Annotated in this window: 17 protein-coding genes; 7 read left to right on the top strand and 10 right to left on the bottom strand. The window is 68.6% G+C overall.

Annotated features, from left to right (window positions below):
* Positions 1-21 precede the first annotated feature (21 nt).
* Positions 22-648 carry a TetR/AcrR family transcriptional regulator gene (locus BO221_RS10205; protein WP_073560171.1) on the top strand — a complete coding sequence of 209 codons (627 nt, stop codon included), beginning with the start codon at positions 22-24 and terminating at the stop codon, positions 646-648.
* On the opposite strand, the gene BO221_RS10200 is transcribed toward BO221_RS10205, so the two are convergent.
* Genes BO221_RS10200 through BO221_RS10190 form a run of 3 tightly spaced genes read right to left on the bottom strand, consistent with a single transcriptional unit; the run spans position 623 to position 2,698 of the window.
* The gene (locus BO221_RS10200; protein ID WP_073560170.1) at positions 623-1,270 is read right to left on the bottom strand and encodes a polysaccharide deacetylase family protein; all 648 of its coding nucleotides are present in this window, start codon (positions 1,268-1,270) and stop codon (positions 623-625) included. The genes BO221_RS10205 and BO221_RS10200 overlap by 26 nt on opposite strands.
* Complete coding sequence (locus tag BO221_RS10195; protein ID WP_073560169.1) at positions 1,267-1,809, bottom strand: VOC family protein; 543 nt, start codon at positions 1,807-1,809, stop codon at positions 1,267-1,269. The genes BO221_RS10200 and BO221_RS10195 overlap by 4 nt, the downstream gene beginning before the upstream one ends.
* 19 nt (positions 1,810-1,828) lie before the next feature.
* Positions 1,829-2,698, bottom strand: a complete 870-nt coding sequence (locus tag BO221_RS10190; RefSeq protein WP_073560168.1) for a fumarylacetoacetate hydrolase family protein — start codon at positions 2,696-2,698, stop codon at positions 1,829-1,831.
* A 153-nt stretch (positions 2,699-2,851) separates the two neighbouring features.
* Here BO221_RS10190 and BO221_RS10185 point away from each other — a divergent pair, with 153 nt between their 5' ends.
* Entirely contained in the window at positions 2,852-3,604 is a 753-nt protein-coding gene (locus tag BO221_RS10185) for a GntR family transcriptional regulator (RefSeq protein WP_083680901.1), read from the top strand.
* A gap of 120 nt (positions 3,605-3,724) precedes the next feature.
* On the top strand, positions 3,725-4,504 hold the full coding sequence (locus tag BO221_RS10180) for an alpha/beta fold hydrolase (protein WP_233165857.1): 780 nt from the start codon (positions 3,725-3,727) through the stop codon (positions 4,502-4,504).
* A gap of 32 nt (positions 4,505-4,536) precedes the next feature.
* On the opposite strand, the gene BO221_RS10175 is transcribed toward BO221_RS10180, so the two are convergent.
* From BO221_RS10175 to BO221_RS10165, 3 genes are all read right to left on the bottom strand, one after another.
* Positions 4,537-5,391 (bottom strand): alpha/beta fold hydrolase, encoded by an 855-nt coding sequence (locus tag BO221_RS10175; protein WP_073560166.1) that lies wholly within the window; start codon positions 5,389-5,391, stop codon positions 4,537-4,539.
* A 175-nt stretch (positions 5,392-5,566) separates the two neighbouring features.
* A complete protein-coding gene (locus BO221_RS10170; protein ID WP_158079811.1) occupies positions 5,567-6,061 on the bottom strand; it encodes a sensor histidine kinase in 495 nt (164 codons plus the stop codon).
* A gap of 317 nt (positions 6,062-6,378) precedes the next feature.
* The gene (locus tag BO221_RS10165) at positions 6,379-7,731 is read right to left on the bottom strand and encodes a family 16 glycosylhydrolase (RefSeq protein ID WP_073560164.1); all 1,353 of its coding nucleotides are present in this window, start codon (positions 7,729-7,731) and stop codon (positions 6,379-6,381) included.
* Positions 7,732-7,912: 181 nt separating this feature from the next.
* On the opposite strand from BO221_RS10165, the gene BO221_RS10160 reads away from it, so the two are divergent.
* On the top strand, positions 7,913-9,535 hold the full coding sequence (locus BO221_RS10160) for a glycine--tRNA ligase (protein WP_073560163.1): 1,623 nt from the start codon (positions 7,913-7,915) through the stop codon (positions 9,533-9,535).
* Between the two features lie 15 nt (positions 9,536-9,550).
* Here BO221_RS10160 and BO221_RS10155 read toward each other — a convergent pair whose 3' ends face one another.
* Together BO221_RS10155 and BO221_RS57285 are read right to left on the bottom strand one after the other, a co-directional pair.
* Positions 9,551-10,477, bottom strand: coding sequence for a class I SAM-dependent methyltransferase (locus tag BO221_RS10155; protein WP_073560162.1), 927 nt, complete (start codon positions 10,475-10,477; stop codon positions 9,551-9,553).
* A 97-nt stretch (positions 10,478-10,574) separates the two neighbouring features.
* Complete coding sequence (locus tag BO221_RS57285; protein ID WP_073560161.1) at positions 10,575-13,769, bottom strand: bifunctional cytochrome P450/NADPH--P450 reductase; 3,195 nt, start codon at positions 13,767-13,769, stop codon at positions 10,575-10,577.
* 89 nt (positions 13,770-13,858) lie between these two features.
* Between BO221_RS57285 and BO221_RS10145 the strand changes: the two genes are divergently transcribed.
* A complete protein-coding gene (locus BO221_RS10145; protein ID WP_073560160.1) occupies positions 13,859-14,506 on the top strand; it encodes a TetR/AcrR family transcriptional regulator in 648 nt (215 codons plus the stop codon).
* A gap of 27 nt (positions 14,507-14,533) precedes the next feature.
* On the opposite strand, the gene BO221_RS10140 is transcribed toward BO221_RS10145, so the two are convergent.
* Positions 14,534-15,415: a sigma-70 family RNA polymerase sigma factor gene (locus BO221_RS10140; protein WP_073560159.1), complete on the bottom strand. Its 882-nt coding sequence runs from the start codon at positions 15,413-15,415 to the stop codon at positions 14,534-14,536.
* Between the two features lie 12 nt (positions 15,416-15,427).
* Positions 15,428-18,538 (bottom strand): serine/threonine-protein kinase, encoded by a 3,111-nt coding sequence (locus BO221_RS10135; protein WP_073560158.1) that lies wholly within the window; start codon positions 18,536-18,538, stop codon positions 15,428-15,430.
* 134 nt (positions 18,539-18,672) lie between these two features.
* Here BO221_RS10135 and BO221_RS10130 point away from each other — a divergent pair, with 134 nt between their 5' ends.
* Positions 18,673-19,131, top strand: coding sequence for a hypothetical protein (locus tag BO221_RS10130; RefSeq protein ID WP_073560157.1), 459 nt, complete (start codon positions 18,673-18,675; stop codon positions 19,129-19,131).
* A 664-nt stretch (positions 19,132-19,795) separates the two neighbouring features.
* Entirely contained in the window at positions 19,796-20,086 is a 291-nt protein-coding gene (locus tag BO221_RS10125) for a hypothetical protein (protein WP_073560156.1), read from the top strand.
* Positions 20,087-20,497 lie beyond the last annotated feature (411 nt).

Raw genomic sequence — 20,497 nt, 5'->3', positions numbered from 1 at the left:
ATGTTGAAACAGGGTAGGGGCATGAGTGGTACGGCGAGCGGAGCGACGAGGCAGGAGCAGGAACGCAGCCGTGTGACGCGGCAGAAGCTGATGACGGCCGCCATCGAGGTGCTCGCGGAGCAGGGCTGGGCAGGGGCGACGACCGGCGCCATCGCCGAGCGGGCGGGGGTGTCTCGGGGCGCCTGCCAACATCACTTCCCGACGCGGACGGCGCTCGTCGCGGCCGCGGTCGAGCATGTCTCCCACCAGCAGGTGGAGGAGCTCGCGCAGCGCGCGAAGAGCCTGCCGCAGAGCCGGCGACGCGTCGAGCCGCTGCTGAACCTGCTCTATGACATCTACGCGGGCCCGCTTTTCACCGCCGCGACGCATCTATGGGTCGCGGCCGTGGCCGACGCGGAGCTGAAGGCACTTCTTCTGCCGCTCGAAACGCATGTGGGCCGGGAGGTGCACCGGCTCACCGTCGAGCTGCTCGGCCTCGAGGAGCGCGAACGCGAGGTCCGTGACGCCGTGCGCGCGACACTGGACCTCCTCCGCGGCCTGGCGCTCGCGAACCTGCTCCACGACGACACCGCGCGACGCCGCAAGGTGATCGCCCACTGGGCGCGTACGCTCGAGGCTCAGCTCACGCCGGCGCCACGAGGCCCGTGAGGTCGCAGGCGATGCGTCCCTCTACAATGGGCACACAGTCCCGCGGACATTCCGTGGTGAAGTGCAGGCCCAGGGCCTTCGCCTTGTGGAGGAATCCATCGAGTCCCTCGAGGCAGGCATCCGGAATGTCATGCAGGACCATCAGCGTATGAGGGCGCGTGGTGCAATCCTCGAGCGCCCGCTCTGGCCATCCCTTGGGGTCCAGCCAATCGCCTGGAACGCTATTCCAGAGAACGCATGAGTACCGGTGGGTGAGCAGATGGTCGACCGCGCCCTGATTCAGGAGGTGCGGGCCCAGTTTGCCTCCGCCGCCGAAGGGGCGGAACCTCTTGGGTGGAGGCACCAGCGGGGAGAGGAGCGCATCCGTGGCGGCGATCTCCGCCTCCACCGCCTCCGGGCGTACATCCTCCCCGAGCGGTACGGCGTGCGTGAAGGAGTGGTTTCCGACGAGGTGCCCCTCGTCGCGCGCACGTTCGACGAGACGCCGCCCTTCATCCGAGACAAGGTTCTTTCCCAGCACGAAGAAATGAGCGGTGACCGCGTGCGACGCCAGGATGTCGAGCACCCTCGGCGTCACATGGGGGTCAGGTCCATTGTCGAACGAGAGCGTGAGAAGTCTCATCGGAAATCGTTGTTGGAGGTGCGGTCGCCCGCGAGCCAACGCACCAGCTCCCGGTGTGCTTTGGCGCGGCGGGCCTGCACCAGCTCGGGCTTCACGGCTTCCGGGCTGTCGTGCGTGAACTCGACGATCATCCCGTTCGGATCCTTGACGTAGAGCGATCGGCAGTAGCCATGCTCGAGCACGTACATTTCAGGCTCGGTGTAGCCGGCGGCCCGCAGGCGTTGCTCGATGCCGCGCTGGGCCTCCGGGTCGACATTCAGCGCGATGTGGTGGAACGGGGAAGGGGGCATCTCCGGTCCGAAGAGCTTCTGATCCTCCGGTTTTTCGAACTGGAAGAACGCGAGCGCACTCCCGTCGCCGAGCTCGAAGAACGTGTGGCAATAGGTGCGGACGGCGCCGAACAGCTCGTCTGATTCACACCAGGTCGCGACGAGCGGCAGGCCGATCAACTCCTCGTAGAACTTCCGCGTCGCTTCGAGATCCTTCGTCACGTAGGCCGTGTGGTGAAGCCGGCTCGGCAGTTTCGCTGACGTGGTCATTCGTCCTCCTGGGTGGGGTTCATCGAGACGCGTCGACGACGGGGTTGCGCAGCACACCGAGCCGCTCGATCGAGACCTCGCACACGTCACCGGCGCGGAGGAATCGCGGCGGCGTTCGCGCGGCGCCCACACCGCTCGGAGTGCCCATGGCGATCACATCACCCGGCTGGAGCGTCATGGCCTCGGAGAGCCCGGCGAGGACGGTGGCGACGTCGAAAATCATGTCCGACGTGCTCGCGTCCTGCACGAGCTCATCCCCGACGCGCATCTGGATGCGCAGTCCCTTGGCCCCCTCCGGCAGCTCATCGGGCGTCACGAGCTCGGGGCCCAGGGCGCCCGTCCCGTCGAAGTTCTTCCCGAGCGTCCACTGGTGGGTGCGCTTCTGGTAGTCGCGAATCGAACCGTCGTTGAAGAGCGTGTACCCCGCGACCCACTCCAGCGCCCGCTCGCGCGGGATGTTGCGCCCCGGACGTCCCACCACCACGGCGAGCTCGGCCTCGTAGTCGAGCTGATTCGAGCAGGTGGGCACCACCAGGGGCTCGCCATGCGCGAGCAGACTCGACGGCACGCGGGTGAACACCACGGGGTAGCGGGGTGTCTCGTAGGTCGCTTCCGATGCATGGGCGACGTAGTTCAGTCCGAGGCAGAGAAACTTGCTCGGCTCCGGCACGAGGGGCAGGTAGCGGAACTCCGAGGGCTCGAGCCGGTACCGCTCGGCCGCATCCGCCGCGCGACCGGCCAGGGACTTCAGCGCGCCGGGGCCGCGTTCGAGCAAGGCACGCAGCGAGCTCCCGAGCGATGGCTCCAGGGACGTCATGTTGATCATCCCCCTCGGCGTACGCACGCCGAGTGCTGGCTCCTCCTTCACGAGAATCGAAGCAATCCGCATGGTGCCGCCCTCCCTGCGCGCTCAGCCTAGCGGGGGCAACGAGCCGCATCAATGGAATGTCGACAAAATGCATTTTGCACTCATTCCTGTCCGACGCCTTGTGTCAATTCCTGGCCACGTCGTATACGGCCGGATGTTCCCGTGAGGAGGTCGATGGCTGCTTCATCCCGTTCCCCTGGCCCGGTGTCCGAACCCACGCTCGCATCGGCGGTCGTGGACCGGCTTCGCGGCGACATCCTTCATGGGGTGTTGGCGCCAGGCGAGAAGCTGAGGCTCGAACATCTGGCGCCACGCTATGGCGTCGGGAGGACGCCGTTGCGCGAGGCCTGTTGCCGCCTTGCGTCCGAGGGGCTCGTCACCATCGAGGACCAGCGCGGCTTCCGGGTGGCGCCCATCTCACGCGCCGGCCTGCTGGACCTGACGCGGACGCGTCAACAGATCGAGACCCTCGCGTTGCGCGCGGCGATCGCCCAGGGAGACATCACCTGGGAGGGCGAAGTGACCGCGGCCCTCCACCGCCTTCTCAGGAGGGTTCCAGCCTCGGGAAGCGGAACGCTCGACGAGGCCTGGGAGCTCGAGCACGCGCGCTTTCATGCGACCCTGCTCGGCGCGTGCGGCTCGCCCTGGCTCCTCAAGTTTCATGCGATGTTGTTCGACCAGACCGAGCGCTACCGCCGCCTTGCCCAGGCGTATGGCAAGGCAGGTCGAGACGTCGACAGTGAGCACACCGCCCTCGTGCGAGCCACCCTGGACCGCGATGCGGAGCGTGCCTGTGCGCTCTTGACCGAGCATATCGCCAGGACGACCGAGCTCGTCCTCGCCGGCCATCCGGGTCTGCGTGCCGGCCTCCCTTCCTCCGAGAAGGAATTGCCGGCAAAAACCAGGAGCATCCGCAAGAAGGGTTGACGCCCAGGCCGCATGCGCGTACTGGCTCGCGCCGGCATGCTACGCACTTCATTCGTTGAAGGTCCGGGTGGTGTTCGGCTCGCGGTGAGTGAGACGGGCCCTTCATCAGGGGTGCCGTCGGTGCTCTTCGTGCATGGCTTCGCCCAGAGCCGCCAGAGTTGGGAGGCGATTCTCCAGGGCCGCCTCGCGCGGAACCATCGCCTCGTCGCGGTCGATTTGCGCGGACACGGCGACTCGGACAAACCCGAAGGGGACGAGCCGTACGTGAACGGCGTTCACTTCGCCGATGATCTCCAGGCGGTCATCGAGAAGCTCGGCCTGGAGCGGCCCGTCGTGGCCGCCTGGTCGTACGGGGGGGTCGTCGCCGGCGATTATCTCCGGCACCGCGGAGACGCGGCCCTGGGTGGCCTCTTCTTCGTGGCGGCGTCGCTGAGGACGGGACGGCCCGCCCGCACCTTGTTCGGGCCGGGCATGCTCACGAACGCACGCGGCCTGCTGGCGGAGGACGTGGAGACCTACGAGGCCGCGGCGCGCTCCTTCTTCGATGCTTGCGCGGCGCGACGGATGGACCCGAAGCTGGCCGAGGAGAGTGTTCGTTCCATGCTGCGTGTGCCGCTGCATGTCCGCCGCGCGCTCCTCTCGCGCGTGGAAGACTATTCGGTGGAGCTCGAGCGCTGCGGCTGTCCGATGGCCGTGCTGCATGGCGAGCTCGATCAGGTGGTTCTTCCCGCCATGAGCTCGGAGGTGGTGCTGTCATCTGCACGAAGTGCCCGATGCACGCGGTTCTCCAACGTGGGGCACCTGCCATTCGTCGAGGCGAAAGCGGACTTCGAGGCCGTGCTGGCGGAGTTCGTCACGGACACTTCAAATACTCGCCGGGGTGCGGCCCGGGCCGTCTGAACAGCGGACGGCCCGCACCGGGCGCTATGTCCTCAGAAGTTCCGGATGAAGCTGGCAATCAGGTCGGCGCAGAGTTGCGGCGCCTCGTGCTGAGGGCCATGGCCCATCTGCGTGAGCACCATCAGGTGTACCGACTTCGTCCGCGGTGTCACGTCGAACCAGTTCTCGACCGGGAAGACGATTTCCTGGTCCCCTGAGATGACCAGCATGGGGATGTGGGTTGTCTCGAGGAAGTCGCGGTAGCCGTTGTCATCCACGAAGACATCATCGCCCCTGGTCTCGGCCAACATCCTCAGGACGGTGTCCATGGGAATCGCCGGACTGGTATCCGTCGTGCGCGCCGCGATGCGATGGTGGGACGCCACGGCGGCGGCGCGGGACTTCTCTGACTCCGGATGGAAGAACAGCACGGTCTCATCATCCAGATCGTTCACCGGCTTCAAGGCGCGCTCGAAGAAGATGGGCTTCGCCGGCAGGCGCACCTTGCCTGGCGGCGTGGTGCCAATCAGGAGGGCCTTGATGATGCGCTGAGGGTGCAGGCGCGCCACCACCTGGGCCGCGATTCCACCCAGCGACCAGCCACCGATGACGAAGCGCTCCAGGCCGAGCGCGTCGGCCAGGTCGACGGCATCCTGCGCCATCTTCGTGCGCACATAGCTGGGCGTGCCGGTCGACTGGCCCAGGCCGGAATAGTCGAAAGTGATGACGCGGTGGTGGGCCGCCAGCGCATCGAGGAAGGCGGGGTCCCACGAATCCAGGACGCCGCGAAACCGCAGGCACAGGATGATGGGCACGCCCTGGCCGAGGTCGCGATAGGCGAGGCGGCGCCCCTTCACCTCGACGAAGCGGGTGGGCGTGTTGACGGCGGTGGGGATGGGGGATGGCATATGCGAGCTCCGGGTGATGGAGGAGGACCCTCCGGGTAGAATGCAATCAGACGGACAGGGCCTCGAGCGGGCTGGCCGTGTCGAGGAACTTGAAAGTGATTATGATGACGGACCTTCGTGCCGTCTTTTGTACGGTGGGTTGGACGACTCACACCTTGGTATGAGTGCGTGTCCGCTAGCGCGCGAAGGGCAGGGTGAAGAGGAATCGTGCCCCGCCAGAGGGGATGTTCTCCGCCCAGATGCGGCCGCCATGCGCCTCGATGATGTTGCGGCAGATGGATAGGCCCATACCGAGACCGCTTGCCTTGGTGGTGAAGAAACTCTGGAAGAGCCGGTCGTGGTGCTCCGGGGGGATGCCCGGTCCCGAGTCCTCGATGGCGAAACGCAGCTCGCCGTTGTCCGCCACGGTGCTCAGGCCGAGCCTCGGCCGCGGGCAGTGGGCGCGCTTCATCTCCTGCATGGCATTGAGCGCCAGGTTGACGATGGTCTGCTGAAGCTGCACGCGGTCGGCCTCGATGTCTGGCAGGCCGCCCGTGAGCGCGAGGTGCAGATCCACCTCATGGGCCATCAATTCGTGGTGAAGGAACCGGACCGCTTCCTCGACGGCCTGGTTGGGCGGCAGACGCTGCCGCTCCGCGGCCTTGTTCGAGTCGTAGGCTCTGGCCTTCATGCCGACGGAGCGGAAGAGGCTCTGTAAGGCGGTACGCGGTGATGCGTCGTCGTCCACGATACGGATTACGGCGGCTTCCTCACACATGCCGGTAACCTGACATGGCGAGATCGAGCCCGCAGCGATGGCGCGAGTCAGAGCGCCGACCCCAGCCGCTGCACGCCGGCATTGGTCTTGGAAGAAGTGGGAAGAGGCACGGCGCAATCTCCTGATGCGTTATGGCAACAGGATGCACCGGGCACGCGTCCAAGCCCATTCTACGTGGGGTTGGGCAACCCATACCTTGGTATGAGGTGCCCAACCCCCCCGCCTGGCCCTTACAAGCGGATCAGCTCCACGTCATCCATGTGGATGTAGTTGGCCGAGTTGCCCACGCTGGCGCGGGTGTGGAAGCCCAGCTCGAGGGTGCCACCGGAGACGTAGATGGCGGGCGTCTCCACCAGCGCCCAGTTGCCGTAGGTGCCCAGGTCCGTGAAGACGGGTCCGCACGAGCCGCACGTCTTCGCCTGCAGCCGCGCGATGTCGAAGCCGCCTCCCTTGCGCACCCACGCGCGCACCTTGTAGTTGCCCGTCGCCAGCCCCGTGCGCGTCTGGTACGTCCACACCTCGAAGGGCGACCCGCTCCAGTGCGTCAGGTGGTACGCGCCCGAGCGGCCGCCGTTGTACGTCTCGGAGAAGTCCGCGGCCTCGGTGCCGTTGGGGCTCCAGGTGGCCCAGCCCGTCATGCCCGACTCGAAGCCCGGGTTGGTGAGCGASACACCGCTGGAGCCKCCCTGCTGGTACCAGCGCACCCACTCCACCTCCATCGTCTTCCTCGTGCCCGCGGGCAGCGCGATGCTGGCGGGGCTCGGGTGGCCGTACCAGTTGCCGCCCAGCGCCAGGTTCAGGATGAGGTAGTGCGGCTGCTGGAACTCGGTYTCRTTGTGGTAGTACGTGGCGCCCACGCGCTGGCCGTCCAGACGGAACACCATGCTGCTGGCGGTCCACTCCACCTCGTAGGTGTGGAAGGAGTCGGCCAGGTTGTARCCGCCGCTCTGGCCCGTGCCCCARTCCGCCTGCCCGCCGTTGTRCCAGTGCGTGGCGGACTTCATCCACGTGGGCTCRTTGGAGTGCCACTCCAGGATGTCGATCTCCCCGCTGGCCGGCCACCCGACGTTGGAGATGTTGGCRCCCAGCGTCCAGAAGGCCGGCCACATGCCGTAGCCCGAGGGAATCTTGATGCTGGCGGCAACCTTCCCGTACYGCCGYTCCACCTTGCCCTTGGTGTGCAGGCGGCCGGAGTAGAAGGAGCGCGGGCCRTAGCCGGTGCACCGCGAGTCCAYGGGGTTGTCGCCCGTGCGCTCGGCGGTGATGACGAGCTTGCCGCCGCCCACCGTGACGTTCTGCGCSCGGGGGAACTCCAGCTCGCCCGTGCCGAAGTTGCAGTTGTTGGTGACGGGGTCCCAGTTGCTCGTCAGCACGGTCCAGTTGTTGCCGTTGACGGCCGWGCCGTCGAACTCGTCCTGCCAGACGAGATTCCAGCCGGCGCCCGGGTTGTAGCCCAGCTCCGCCTGCTCGTGGCTCCCGAGGTCAACCTCCTCGGGGAGCTCGGAAGGATCCATCGCGCACCCCTGGAGGGCGGCGAGACAGCACGTGGCGAGGAAACGGAAATGAAGCTTGCGAGGATTCATGGGGGGTCCTCCTTGGAGAATGGGATTCCGCGTCAGGAATGTAAAACGCGCCATCGCCGACTTTATCCACTGTCCGAAGAAAGACAAGGGAAGGGGCACGGAATTCGAGCGACGCAACGCGGCACGACACGCTGTAGGCTGACCGCCCCGCCAATCTGGCAGGTGAAGGAGCGATACACGGATGGCCGCGCAGACGATGGAGCAGTTGGTTTCCCTGTGTAAGCGCCGGGGATTCATCTTTCCTGGCTCGGCGGTCTACGGCGGTCTTCAGGGCACCTATGACTACGGTCCGCTCGGCGTCGAGCTGAAGAACAATCTCAAGCTCGCGTGGTGGCGCGCCAATGTCTGGGAGCGCGAGGACATGGAGGGGATCGACGCGGCGATCCTGATGAACAAGCTGACCTGGCGCTACTCCGGCCACGAAGAGACCTTCGTGGACCCGATGGTCGACTGCAAGAACTGTAAGATGCGGTGGCGTGCGGATCAGATCTCCGGCAAGTGCCCGAATTGCGCGTCGGCCGAGCTCACCGAGCCGCGTCCGTTCAACCTGATGTTCAAGACGCAGATCGGGCCCGTGCCGGACCCCGAGTCGTTCTCGTACCTGCGGCCCGAGACTGCGCAAGGCATCTTCGTCAACTTCAAGCACGTGCTCGACTCCACGTCGCGCAAGCTCCCGTTCGGCATCGCGCAGATCGGCAAGGCGTTCCGCAACGAAATCACCCCGCGCAACTTCATCTTCCGGGTCCGCGAGTTCGAGCAGATGGAGATCGAGTTCTTCGTCCGCCCGGGCGAGGACGAGGCGTGGCACCAGAAGTGGGTGGAGGATCGGATCAACTGGTGGCTGTCCGTGGGTCTGTCCCGGCAGAACCTCGAGCCGTACCACCAGAAGCCCGAGGAGCTCGCCCACTACGCCAAGGCGACGGTGGACCTGCTCTACCGCTTCCCGCACGGACTGGAAGAGCTCGAGGGCATCGCCAACCGCACCGACTACGACCTGGGCTCGCACAGCAAGGACCAGGGCGCGCTCGGATTGAGGGCGCGCGTCAGCCCCAATTCACACAGCACCGACAAGCTCACGTATTTCGACCCCGAGACGAAGCAGCACGTGGTGCCCTTCGTGATCGAGCCGTCGGCCGGCGTGGACCGCGGGGTGCTCGCGCTCCTGAGCGAGGCCTACGCGGAGGAGCAGGTGAAGCCCGCCCCGGCGGACCGCTTGAAGCCGGTGCAGGAGGCGCTCGGCACGTTCCTCAAGTCGGTGGGCCGCAACGAGAAGATTCCGGCCCAGGCCAAGGAGGCCCTCCTGGCCGAGGGCGAGCGGATCGCCCAGGCGCTCGGCGAGCGGCTGCCGTCCATCACGGGGTTGCTGTCGATGCCCGGCGCGGAGAGCATCGAGGTGGCGAAGAAGCTGCGCGGCCAGGTGGACCCGGTGGTGGATGAGTTCTACCGGACGGTGCTGCACTTCAAGCCGCACCTGGCGCCCATCAAGGTGGCGGTGCTCCCGCTCAAGAAGAACCACCCTGAGATCGTCAGCACCGCGAAGAGCATCCGGAGGAAGCTCCAGTCGACCGGTGCGATGCGCATCGTCTACGACGACACCGGAGCGATCGGAAAGCTCTACCGGCGCCAGGACGAGATCGGCACACCGTTCTGCATCACGGTGGACTTCGACACGCTCGGTGAAGGCAACGACACGGCGCTCAAGAACACCGTCACCGTGCGCCACCGTGACAGCATGGCGCAGGAGCGCGTCGCCATCTCCGAGCTCGAGACCTGGCTGCGGGAGAAGATGCAGTCAGGCGCATAGGAAAGAGGGGGGCTTCTACGCGAAGGCGGCGCTGCGCAGGACCATCACATCCGCGAAGTCCATGCGGTGCGGCGCGAGACACAGCGCCCCCTGCGACACCTGCTCGAGAAAGTGCTCGCCATAGTCGTGGCGAGGGCCCGAGGCATACACGGTGATGTCCCGGGTCCTCGCGATGCCCCCCAACATCCGCGCAACCGCGTGCGCCACTTCTCCCCAGAAGGGGAAGTACAAATAGAAGGCGGTACCGTCCGACATGTCCACGTCGCGGACATCCGCGTGGATGAACTCCAGGTTCGGCAGCGTGAAACGCTCGGCGGTGCGGCGCGCGGACTCGACGTACGTCTGGCCGTACTCGACTCCCTTGACCCGGGCCGAGGAGCTCGCGGCCACGGTGATGGCGAACTTCCCGTTGCCGCAGCCGAGGTCATAGACCGTGTCGCGCTTGCCGGGATTGATGAGGGAGAGGAAGTCGGAGATGCGGTGGGCCCGCGAGGCCATGTTCACCTGACCGCATGGGGGCCGGTTCTGGCCGGTGGTGATGCGGGAGATGCGCAGCAGGCCCTCGAGCCAGTCATCCGCCGCGGTGCTCGCGCGGCCCTCCGCCTCGGTGAAACCAAAGCCTTCCCACCGCTCCCGGAAGTGAGCCGCCGTGAGGACTCCCGAGCGAAGCTGCTGGGCGACCTCATCTCCGGCCGCATCCAGCGCCTCGGTCACCGAGAGGGTTCGTGCCTCCACTGCTGCCCAGAGGGCCTGGAGCTCCGGACGCGCCTGCACATCCAGGAGGAGGAGGTCCGGCTCCACGTTCTCCTTCACGAAGGAGAACCGCTCGAAGAGCTCCCACAGCCCACCCAGGCCCATGGTGCGCAGGTCCTTCGTGTCCAGGAGGGTCTCGGCGCGCTCGACCCACCAGGGCGCGGCACGTGGGGTAGGGGAGGTGGGCATGGGACCCAGGGTGTCAGAGCGCCGGGCACCTGTCCAAGACGGGCGCGTCCGGCCCGGCGCTTTCCTCGCGGGCCCGCCAGCTTCCCTGGCGAGCTCATCAAGTGAAGACGTCGGAGACCAACCGGCCCTGTTTCTCCATGTCCGTGAGCCATTCCGTGGCTTCCTCCGCGGAGCAGCCCACGGTTTCCTGGTGGAGCCTCGCGAGCGTCTCCCGGACCGCGGGTGCCATGCGCTGGCCATCCCCGCAGATGAAGAACAGGGCTCCCTGGCCGAGCAGCGCCTTCACCCGCTCGCGTTCCTTCCACAGCCGGTGCTGCACGAACGTGACGTCACCGTCGGGTTGGCGGAAGAAGGCGGGCAGCACCTCCACCACTCCCTCCCGCTCCCATTTCTCCAGCTCGTCCCGGTAGAGGAAGTCCACGTCCGGGTGGTCGCAGCCGAAGAAGAGCAACGCCGGCCCGGCCGTCTCCCCTCGCGCGTGGCGCAGCGCCCGCTCCTGGAGGAAACCCCGGAAGGGCGCCAGTCCCGTGCCCGCGCCCACCAGGATGATGGGCGTCGCGTTCGAGGCCGGCGGGTGGAAGGGCACGTTCGGCGTGCGTACCGCGACCGCCGCCTGCTCCCCGGGGCGCAGCCGCGCGAGGTAGCTCGAGCACGTGCCGTGGAAACGGCCCCGGCCGGACCAGGCCTCCGCGTCCACCACCGCCACCGTCAGCGTGCACCGCGTGGCATCCGCCAGTGGAGACGAGGACACCGAGTACTGCCGCACCCGCATGGCCGGCAGCAGCTCGAGGAAGTCTCCGAAGGACAGGATGCACGAGTCGTACTGCTCCAGCAGGTCCAGCACACTCACGCGCTTCTCGAGGATCTCCTTCTTGTACCGCTCGGCGTCCTGGGCCAGGGCGGCCAGGTGCATCGCGTGTGGCGGGCACGGGTTCTTCTCCGCCAGCCGCTCCAGATCCTTGCGCGTGGCGGGCGCGGACAGCTCCACGTGCCGGCCCAGCAGTTCCTGCACCGACAGGGGCCTGCCCGTGGGAAGCGAGGAGGCCTGGTCGCCCCGGGTCGAGCGCAGGACGATGGCGGCATCCGTGCGCACCCCGAAGCGGCGAGCGGCCCGCTCCACGAGCTCCGGGTGGTTCTCCGGCAGCACGGCGAGGTAGTCACCCGCCGCGTACGTCACGCCCTCGGGCAGCTTGAACACGAGGTGCCGCTTGGAGCGCCCGAACGGCGACGTCATGTCCACGAGCTCGCGGTTCTCCACCACCGTCGCCAGCTCGAGCTTGTTCTGCCTCACCAGCTCCACGCTGGCGGACGGCACCACCTCCACCGTGAAGAGCGGACCGGAAGCCACCTGGCGCGAGGACACGCCGAGCGCCGTGCCCACTCCGTCCCAGAAGGGCACGTACCACTGCTCGAACTCCCCGAAGAAATCCGCCCGTGCATCCGCCTCGCCGCGTGCGAAGAGCCTCTGGGCCCCCGCGGCGCTCAGCCGTTCGTCGAGGTGCCGGGGAACGGCCTGGTAGGTGTCGCCCCAATCCTTGTTGCCGCAGCCGAACACGGCGTAGCGCACGTTCTTCAGCGAGCCCTCGGGGAGCTGGGACACCCACGCGTGGAACGCGCGCGCGTTGTCCGGCGGCTTTCCGTTGTAGGAGGCCGTCACGATGAAGACCGCGCCTTCCGTGGGCAGCTTGCCGGTGTACTCGTCCAGGGGCGCGACCCGCGCCGAGTAGCCACGCGCGAGCCCATCACTCGCGATGCGCCGGGCGAAGGCCTCGGAGGCCCCCGAGTTGGAGCCGTAGAGCAGCAACAAGGGCGTGCCATGCGCGGCCGCCTTCTCCGCCGGCTGGGCCGGCTGGGACACGGGCACCGCGGGGCGGGGCGTGGGCCGGGGCGCGAGCGGCCGGGAGGTGGGCTTGCGCTCGCGGACGCGGAGCTTGAGGCAGTCGGGCTTGAGCGTGAGCGTCTCGCGGATGCGGAGCTTGTACGGCTCGGGCTCGGAGAGGTGGAAGCGCTGCAGCATCATGCCGAGCACCAGCGTGGCCTCCTGGAGCGCGAACGCCCGGCCGATGCACGCGCGCATCCCGTTGCCGAACGGCTTCCACGCGTGCGGGGGAATGCTGTCGCGCACCTCGGGGGCGAAGCGCTCCGGGTCGAAGCGCTCGGGGTCCTTCCACACGGCGGGGTCGCGGTGCAGCATGGGAATGAGCACCAGCAACGGATCGTCGGGCCCGACGGGGTAGCGCCCTCCCAGCAGGGTGTCTTGGGCCTTGGCGTGCAGGCTGAAGGCCGGCGCGGTGGGCCACAGGCGCAGCGTCTCGCGGAGGATTTGATCGATGTACTGCAGCTGGGAGACCTGCTCGAAGCGCGGCGTCTCCGAGCCGAACACCCGGTCCACCTCGGCCTGGGCCTTCTGGAGTACCTCGGGGTAGTGGAGCAGGTAGTAGATGGCGAAGGACAACAGGCCGCTCGTCGTCTCGTGGCCCGCGATGAGGAAGGTCACGAGCTGATCGCGGATGTTGGTGTCATCGAGCCTCTCGCCGGTCAGGGGATCCACCGCCTCGAGCATGATGCTCAGGATGTCGCGGGGGGCCTCGCCGGGACGGGTGGCCCGGCGCTTCTCGATGAGCTGCTGCGTCAACTCGCGCAGATAGCCGGTGTCGGACTCGAACTGGCGCCGGGTGCGCACCATGAGCTGCGTCTGCACGGGCAGGCGCCGGGTGCGGTTGCCCGCCTCCTCCAGGGCTCGCACCATGGAGTCGACGAAGGGGTGCATCTGGGTCTGGTAGAAGGAGTTGAAGCGGAAGGAGAAGCCGCACAACGCGATGGTGTCGAGCGTCAGCCGCGTCATGTCGTCGGACACGTGGATGTCCGTCTCGGGTCCGAAGCGCGCCCAGCGGGTGAGCATCTGGTCGGCCACGTCGAGCATGCCGTCGTGGTAGTCGCGCATGGCCGCGGGGCTGAAGGCGGGCACCAACAGGCGGTGGGCCTTGCTCCATTTGGGGTCCTCCGTCTCCACGGTGAAGAGGCCTTCGCCTCCCAGGGCGCGCAGGTTCTTGAGCGCCTGGGTCACCATCTTCTCGAAGCGCGCCTCGTCACAGGCGTCCGCCACCAGCTCGTACGAGCCGATCACCTGGACGGATGCGCCCGGGAAGGACAGCCGGAAGATGGGCCCGAGCTGGCGCGCGAGCTTCATCATGTTCTGCAGGGGGATCTCGGAGCCGATGTCGGGCGCGTTCCCCAGGAGGGGGCGGGGGCGTGGCTGGGGGATGTTCGTGGACAGGGCGGGCTTGCTCATGGGAATTCCAGGTGGGCTGAGCCCATGAATAGTGCTCAGCTCGCGAGAGCGAAATTCGCATTGGGCTCACTTTTTGGAGACGCGGTGACATGAGCAAGCGCAACCGGTCCGCTCCTCGGAAAAAGCCACGTCAGGAGCGGGCGAAGGCCACGGTGGAGACGATCCTGGAGGCGGCGGCTCACGTTCTGGTCACCTCCGGCTACGAAGGGACCACCACCAAGGCGGTCGCCGAGCGGGCAGGCGTGAGCATCGGTTCCCTCTACCAGTACTTTCCGAGCAAGGAGGCGCTGGTGGCCATGTTGCTCGAGCGCTTCCACCAGCGCGCCCTGCAGGTGCTCTCCGAGAAGCTGGCGCCCCACCCGATCACGGATCTGGAGCAGGAGGTGCGTGAGCTGGTGCGGGTCCTGGTGGAGTTCTACGCGGAGAATCCGCGCTTGCAGCGGGTCCTCCTGGAGCAGGCGCCTCGCATTGGACCCCTTCAGGCCGTCCAGCAGATCGAGGCGCGCGTGGAGTCACTCGTGCAGATCGTGCTCGCCCAGAACCTGGAGTTCGAGCGGCCGCGCAACCTGGGGCTGGTGGTCTTCGTCATCATCCGGGCCCTGCGCAGCGCCGTGTGGGCCTCGGTCGTCGAGCGGCCCGAGCTGATGGGGACCCCCGAGTTCGTGGAGGAGCTGAGTGCGCTCATCCTGGGCTACCTGCGGCCACAAGGAGCGCAGCGGAGGCACCCCGCGCCCTGAGTGAAACCGTGTGGTTGATTGGGGCATTCAATCCACCAGGAGCAGGCGCAGGCTGACGTCGAGCTGGCTGCGCACGAGTCGCAGCAGGCTGTCCAGCTCGTCGGGCGTCAGCCTCAGCCGCGCCGTCAGCTCCTCGCGGGTGAGGACCAGCAGCCGCTCGCGGGCACGGGCAATCCAGCGGGCCACCGTGGAGCGGGGCGCCTGATAGGTGGCGCTCACCGCGTCCATGGACTGGCCGTGCACGTGGTGCAGCCGCAGCAGGTTGCGCTCCCGGGCCTCCAGCTGGCCCAGCGCGGCGCGGAAGGCCTCCCGGAAGTCCTCCTGGTGCCGCTCGCGGATGAAGGCCAGCTCGGGGTCCGCGCCCAGCCGATCCGCCAGGACCGCCGGAGCCTCCTCCAGGGACCGCTCGCGCGGCGCGGCGCGCTGCCGGTCGATGTGGAGCCGCAGCGCCACCGCCCGCACCCACTGCCCCAGCGGACCCCGCCCGGAGTAGGAGGCCAGCTTGGGCGGTGCTCCCTCCACCGGCACCAGCAGCCGCTGGCGCAACAACTGCCGCAGCTCGTCCACCAGGGCTGACTCCTCGCGCGGCAGCCACGTTCCCACCAGCGATAGCACGTGCGCGTCGAGCGCCTCGAGTGCCCGCGCCTCCCCTCGCACGCAGGCGAAGGCGAGGAAGAAGTCTCCCGCGCGCAGGCTCTCGAGCACCTCGCGGGCCTCTCCCGTGGAAGGCAGCCGCTCGGCCACGTAGGCCAGGAAGGCCTTCGCGTCCATGCCCACCTCCGGCCAGGCCTCGCGCGCCTGGCTCACCAGCCCCGCGAGTGCTTCCTCCAGCCCGGGAAGCGCCCGTAGCGCCGGGACGAGCGCATGCGGCGCCCGCGACAGGAAGGACTCGGTCTGCTCGGACGTCACGGTTCACCTCCATCAACGGGCGGACAGCCAGGACTGTACCTCGCGCGCGCGGGGCTGGTAGGCGGGCACGCCCTGGGCGTAGGCCTCGTGGGCCTCGCGCGCCAGGGAGAGCGCCCGGGGCCGTTCCTCCCGCGACGGCCAGAGGACACGGGCGAGCGCGAAGCGTGCCCGGGCCAGCTCGGGTGGGGCCAGCTCCACCCGCGTGGAGAGCTCCACCGCCCGCTCCAGCGGCTCGCGGGCCTCGAGCAACTGGCCGCCCTCCACCAACGCTTCGCCCAGCATCGCGAGCGTCTGTGCCACCCGGGGGTGTTCCGCTCCGAGCGATTTCTCGCGCAACTCCAGCGCCTGCCGCAGGTGGAGGAGCGCCGGGCGTACCCTGCGCAGGCGCAGCTCCACGTGCCCCAGGTTGTACAGGGCGCTGGCCACCTTCGGGTGCTCGGGGCCGAGCGTGGCCTCCCACAGCCCGCGCGCCGCCTCGAAATGGTCGCGCGCGTCGTGCAGGCGGCCCACGTCCATCGCCACCCAGCCCAGGTTGTTGCGCGACAGGGCCACGTCCGGGTGCCGGGGGCCGAGGTGCGCCTCCTGGATGGCGAGCGCCTCGCGGTAGGCCGCCTCCGCCCGCGTGTGCTGTCCCAGGTCCGCCTGTACATTGCCCAGGCTCAGCAGCACGTGGGCCATCCGCAGCTGCCCCCCGTCCCCTCCCTCGCGCAGACTGGCCAGGGCTCGCTCGTAGTGGGGCAGTGCCTCCGCCAGCTGGCCTCTCAGCGAGAGCGCGTCGCCCAGGTTCACCCGGATCATGCTGGTGCTGGAGTGCTCCGCTCCCAGGAGCCGCTCGCTGAGCTCGAGCGCCTCGCCGTAGCGTGCCACCGCGTCGGCCACCTTCCCCTGGAGCCGCAGCGCGGTGGCCACGTTGTTGAGGTGCACCGCACGCAGCGGGTGCTCCTGGCCGTACACCGCCTCCACCAATGCCAGGGCGCGCGCGTGGTGCCGCTCCGCCTCCGCGTAGCGCCCCAGCGCGTTGAGGGCCGAGCCCATGCCCGTCAGTACATCGGCGAGCGCCACGTCCTGGGGGCCGCGCGCCCGCTCCAACAGGGACAGGGCCTCGCTGGCGTCCGTGAGCGCGCGCGCGTAGTCGCCCTGCCGGTAGCTGAGGCTGCTGCGGACGCGGCGCAGCTCCGCCGCCACCTCCAGGGAGGCCTCGGGCCCCAGCCGTTCCAGGGCCGCCTCCGCCATGCGCGCGGTGCGCTGCGCCTCCTTGTTCAGGCCCAGGCCCTCGGCTTCCGTGTACAGGAGGCGGTTCCATGCGCGCGCGGCCGTCTCGTCGTCGTGCCCGGCCTCCGCCACGCGCACCGCCTCCTCCAGCACCTCGCGGGCCGCGGCGAAGTTCCCCGCGGTGCCGCGCAGCTCGCCCAGCAGGAGCAGGGCCCACGCCAGCGTGGGCCGGTGTCCCAGCCCGCGCAGTGCCTCCACCGTCTCCTCCAGCCGGAGCAGCGCGCGCTCATGGACGCCGGCCGAGCCCTGCACGCGCAGTCCGTCCAGCTCCCGGCGCAGCGCCGCCAGCCGCCGCCGGGCCTCCGGGGCTTCCGGCAACGGGTCCACGCGGGCGAGCGCGTCCCGGTCCGCGCACGCGGCCAGGGAGGGGAGCTGCCGCGCGGCTTCGGTCGCCCGCGTGAGGGCCTCCCGCTCGCCTCCCTCCAGCAGCTCCACCAGGTCGTTCAACGCCTGGCGCCGGCCATCCAGGCACGCGGCGCGCAGGTCCATCAACTGCTCGGACTGCGCCCGCCGCACGCGCGTGTCCTCGCAGGACTGCCGCTCCTGGGCCACCAGCGCCTGGGCATAGGCGTCCAGTGCCCGCGCGGTGGACTCGAAGCTGTCCCCCCGTCCCGGCGGCGCGCCCTGACGGAAGCGCTGCTCCAGCCGGGCCCGGCGCGCCGCGTCCCATGTGCCCTCCAGCCGGGCCTCGAAGCCGGTGCACACCCGCGAGGCGTCACCCCTGGCCAGGCCGAAGCCCGCGGCCGCGCTGGCCGCCACACCCGCGGCGAGTGCCGCCGCCGCCCAGCGTCCGCGGCGCGCACGTGAGCCGGAATCGAGCCGGGTGAGCAGGGCGTCCAGGGTGGGGTGGCGCGAGTCCGGCTCGGCGGCCAGACCTCGCAGCACGGCCTCGCGCACGGCGCCGGGCACACGCGCGCCGCGGGGCGGTGGCGTCACCCGTCCCCCTCGCAGGGCCTGGATGCGCTCCTCGGGCGAGTCACCCGCGAAGGGCCGCTGGCCGAAGAGGGCCTCGTACAGCGCGACGCAGAAGCTGAACTGGTCGCTGCGTGCGTCCGCGCGCAGGCCCCGCCACTGCTCCGGGGACATGTACGCGGGCGTGCCCAGCCGGACGCCGGTGATGGTGTCGCCTCCCCGTGGCGGAGTCTCCCGGACGGGGCCTTCTCCGTCCCTCGGCTCCGGTGGCGTCTGGGGCGCGAGCACCGCGCGCGCGAGGCCGAAGTCGGTGACGCGCACCTGGCCGTCGTCCCCCAGCAGCACGTTGTCCGGCTTGAAGTCGCGGTGCACCAGCCCCACCGCGTGCGCGGCGGCCAGCCCCTGGCCCGCCAGGAGGAAACGCGAGAGCACCTCGCGCCACGGCCGGGGTGCCTCCGCCAGCCACTGGCGCAGCGTCCTCCCCCGCACCAGCTCCATGGCGAGGAAGACGGTGTCGCCGTCCTGGCTCACGTCATGGACGATGACGACGTTCGGATGGGACAACCGGGCCAGTGCCTGGGCCTCGCGCACGAGCCGTCCCCGCGCCTCCGCATCCGCCACCGCCCCGGGTTTGAGCAGCTTGAGTGCCACCTCCCGGTCCAGGTCCGGGTCATACGCGGCGAAGACGACTCCCATGCCCCCCTCGCCCACGCGGCGCTGCAGCACGTAGCGCCCCACGCGGGCTCCGGGCCCAGGTGTCAGCGGCGCCGGGGGCTCCAGGTCCTCCGTGGACGGGGCCTCCCCACCCCTCAGTCCCGCCGCCACCGCGCAGCATGCCGCGCACCCATCCAGGTGGGCCTCGAGACCGGTCACGGCCTCCGCTGACAGGCGCCCCTGCTCCCACTCCAGCAGCTCGTTTTCGTCAGGACACGGAGTCATGAGAATAACCGTAAAATCTTATAGGTCGGGAAATGTACTTCACCGGGAGACCCGCCTGAAACGAGGACGATCACGGCGGTGGGGCGGGGGGCCGGGGCCAGCTCACGCCGCAGGGGGGCTCGGCGCCCCTGGCCATGCGCTCCACGACGGGCATCTACTCCGTGACCGGCGGCCCGCTGGGCCGCCTCCCGGTGCGGGACGGCCTCATCCAGGACGCGGGCTCGCTGCGTCAGGCCGCTACCGTCGACGGCTACGTCGGCAAGCCGGTCTCCGCGCTGCTGGAGCGGATCGCCTCCCGCGCCAGGTCCGTCCAGTACGCAGGCCCCGACGCGCCCAAGCTCTCCATGATGGAGGCTCGCCCCACTGGGCCGAGTGCCCAGAGCTGGTGCGGGATTCCTCTCTTTGGCCACAAGTGGTGCCGCAAGCCCACGAACATCACCTTCACGGACTACACGAGCACGCGTTGGCTCGTCGGCGATGGCATGAACGAGTGGATGTACAACAACTACAACAACAGCCTGTATCTCTACTGGCGTGCCAGCGGCACGTCCGACGTCATGGTGTACGAGGCCAATTACGGCGCTACTGGGTAGTGGGGCGCGGCATTCTGCTCCGGCCCGGCGCACTGCCCGCGCGTCACCCTCCAGCGGCCCTTCTTGCTCCCTCTTCACCAGCCCGCCGCCCTTCACAGGGCCCCCATGTGTCCTATCCTCTTGCGCTGTTCGTGACGAAGGGCTCGGGCCTGGTCCGCAGCCAGAACGAGCGTCCAAGGGCTACGGCAGCGTGGAGACCTGGGACCACCTGCGGTTGAGCAAGCCCCGGCTGTTCGGCTGGGTGAGGGCCTCTGGCGGGTCCCCGCGAGTCACGTTTTCGACGAGCCAGCTCTATCCAGGGGAACCGCAACCTCCTTCGCCTCTCGGCGTGCAGAAGCAGTGGGTGAAGTCGTCTCGCTAGACGGCTCCCCGCATGCACGCAACGACGGCGAGAAGAAGGGCGCAGCGGCGTTCGCCTGGCTCACGAGCAACTGGCACGGCGTGAGCCTGACTGTCACGACCACGGCGAACCCACTTCACCCCTGGCGGGAATGCCGCGTGGAGGATGCCATGACAAGGAGCTGCCTCATGACGTGATTCGAACAATGTCTCACAAAGAATGCCGTCCTGTTGCCGAGACGTGGAGGTGGTGCCTCCCTGCTCGTCCACATCGAAGACACACATGATTGCAAAATGATCACCTGACCAGCCATTGGAGAACATCATGTTGCACAAGATCAAGACCCTGCTCGCCGGCGCTGCTGTGGCGGGCGCCCTGGTGACCATCGCGCCGACCAGTGCTCTGGCGGCGTCCACAATCCCTTCGCGTGCTCAGTGCAAGACCAAGGATTTCATTGCATCCAAGAATTATTACGATTACGTCAAGTCAGAAACGCGCACATCGGAGCTCGGCACGATTCGCATCACGCATTTCTTCAAGCCCGTGACGGGTCCCAAGAAATGGTGCGCCTACAACACCAGTGGCCGCGAACAGTTCAATACCGGCACCTGGTAACAGCAGCCAAAACAGGGCGAGCGCTTCCAAGCTGAGCGTTCTGGAACTGGAGCTGGCGCGGTTTGCCGCGCCAGCTCCACCAGAAGTCCCGCCTGGGAGCGGCGTACCAGGGCGTCTCCACGCAGAAAGTGGTGAGCTCGTCCAGCCCTCCAGAGACATCAAGGGCTCCGCGACGGCCTCGGGGTGCTCGGGGGTGAGGACGTCCACCCGGTCCCCGAAAACCCCCGTGAGGCTCATCAGCACCGCGGGCGACCACCACCCCCGCAACTCTCGCAGCGCACCCGCGCGAAGCCGTGCACCCATCCAGGTGGGCCTCGAGCCCGGCCACGGCCTCCGCCGACAGGCGCCCCTGCTCCCACTCCAGCAGCTCGTTTTCGTCAGGACACGGAGTCATGGGAATAACCGTGAAGC

Source organism: Archangium sp. Cb G35, assembly GCF_001896145.1.
Taxonomy (GTDB): domain Bacteria; phylum Myxococcota; class Myxococcia; order Myxococcales; family Myxococcaceae; genus Archangium; species Archangium violaceum.
Note: the sequence above shows the minus strand (reverse complement) of the source record. Positions and strands in the feature narration are given on the sequence as shown.

Bases quoted from the DNA above. Each gene is read 5' to 3' on its own strand.
- BO221_RS10205 (WP_073560171.1), top strand. From the start codon at position 22: ATGAGTGGTACGGCGAGCGGAGCGACGAGGCAGGAGCAGGAACGCAGC.
- BO221_RS10200 (WP_073560170.1), bottom strand. From the start codon at position 1,270: ATGAGACTTCTCACGCTCTCGTTCGACAATGGACCTGACCCCCATGTG.
- BO221_RS10195 (WP_073560169.1), bottom strand. From the start codon at position 1,809: ATGACCACGTCAGCGAAACTGCCGAGCCGGCTTCACCACACGGCCTAC.
- BO221_RS10190 (WP_073560168.1), bottom strand. From the start codon at position 2,698: ATGCGGATTGCTTCGATTCTCGTGAAGGAGGAGCCAGCACTCGGCGTG.
- BO221_RS10185 (WP_083680901.1), top strand. From the start codon at position 2,852: ATGGCTGCTTCATCCCGTTCCCCTGGCCCGGTGTCCGAACCCACGCTC.
- BO221_RS10175 (WP_073560166.1), bottom strand. From the start codon at position 5,391: ATGCCATCCCCCATCCCCACCGCCGTCAACACGCCCACCCGCTTCGTC.
- BO221_RS10170 (WP_158079811.1), bottom strand. From the start codon at position 6,061: ATGAAGGCCAGAGCCTACGACTCGAACAAGGCCGCGGAGCGGCAGCGT.
- BO221_RS10160 (WP_073560163.1), top strand. From the start codon at position 7,913: ATGGCCGCGCAGACGATGGAGCAGTTGGTTTCCCTGTGTAAGCGCCGG.
- BO221_RS10155 (WP_073560162.1), bottom strand. From the start codon at position 10,477: ATGCCCACCTCCCCTACCCCACGTGCCGCGCCCTGGTGGGTCGAGCGC.
- BO221_RS57285 (WP_073560161.1), bottom strand. From the start codon at position 13,769: ATGAGCAAGCCCGCCCTGTCCACGAACATCCCCCAGCCACGCCCCCGC.
- BO221_RS10145 (WP_073560160.1), top strand. From the start codon at position 13,859: ATGAGCAAGCGCAACCGGTCCGCTCCTCGGAAAAAGCCACGTCAGGAG.
- BO221_RS10135 (WP_073560158.1), bottom strand. From the start codon at position 18,538: ATGACTCCGTGTCCTGACGAAAACGAGCTGCTGGAGTGGGAGCAGGGG.
- BO221_RS10130 (WP_073560157.1), top strand. From the start codon at position 18,673: ATGCGCTCCACGACGGGCATCTACTCCGTGACCGGCGGCCCGCTGGGC.
- BO221_RS10125 (WP_073560156.1), top strand. From the start codon at position 19,796: ATGTTGCACAAGATCAAGACCCTGCTCGCCGGCGCTGCTGTGGCGGGC.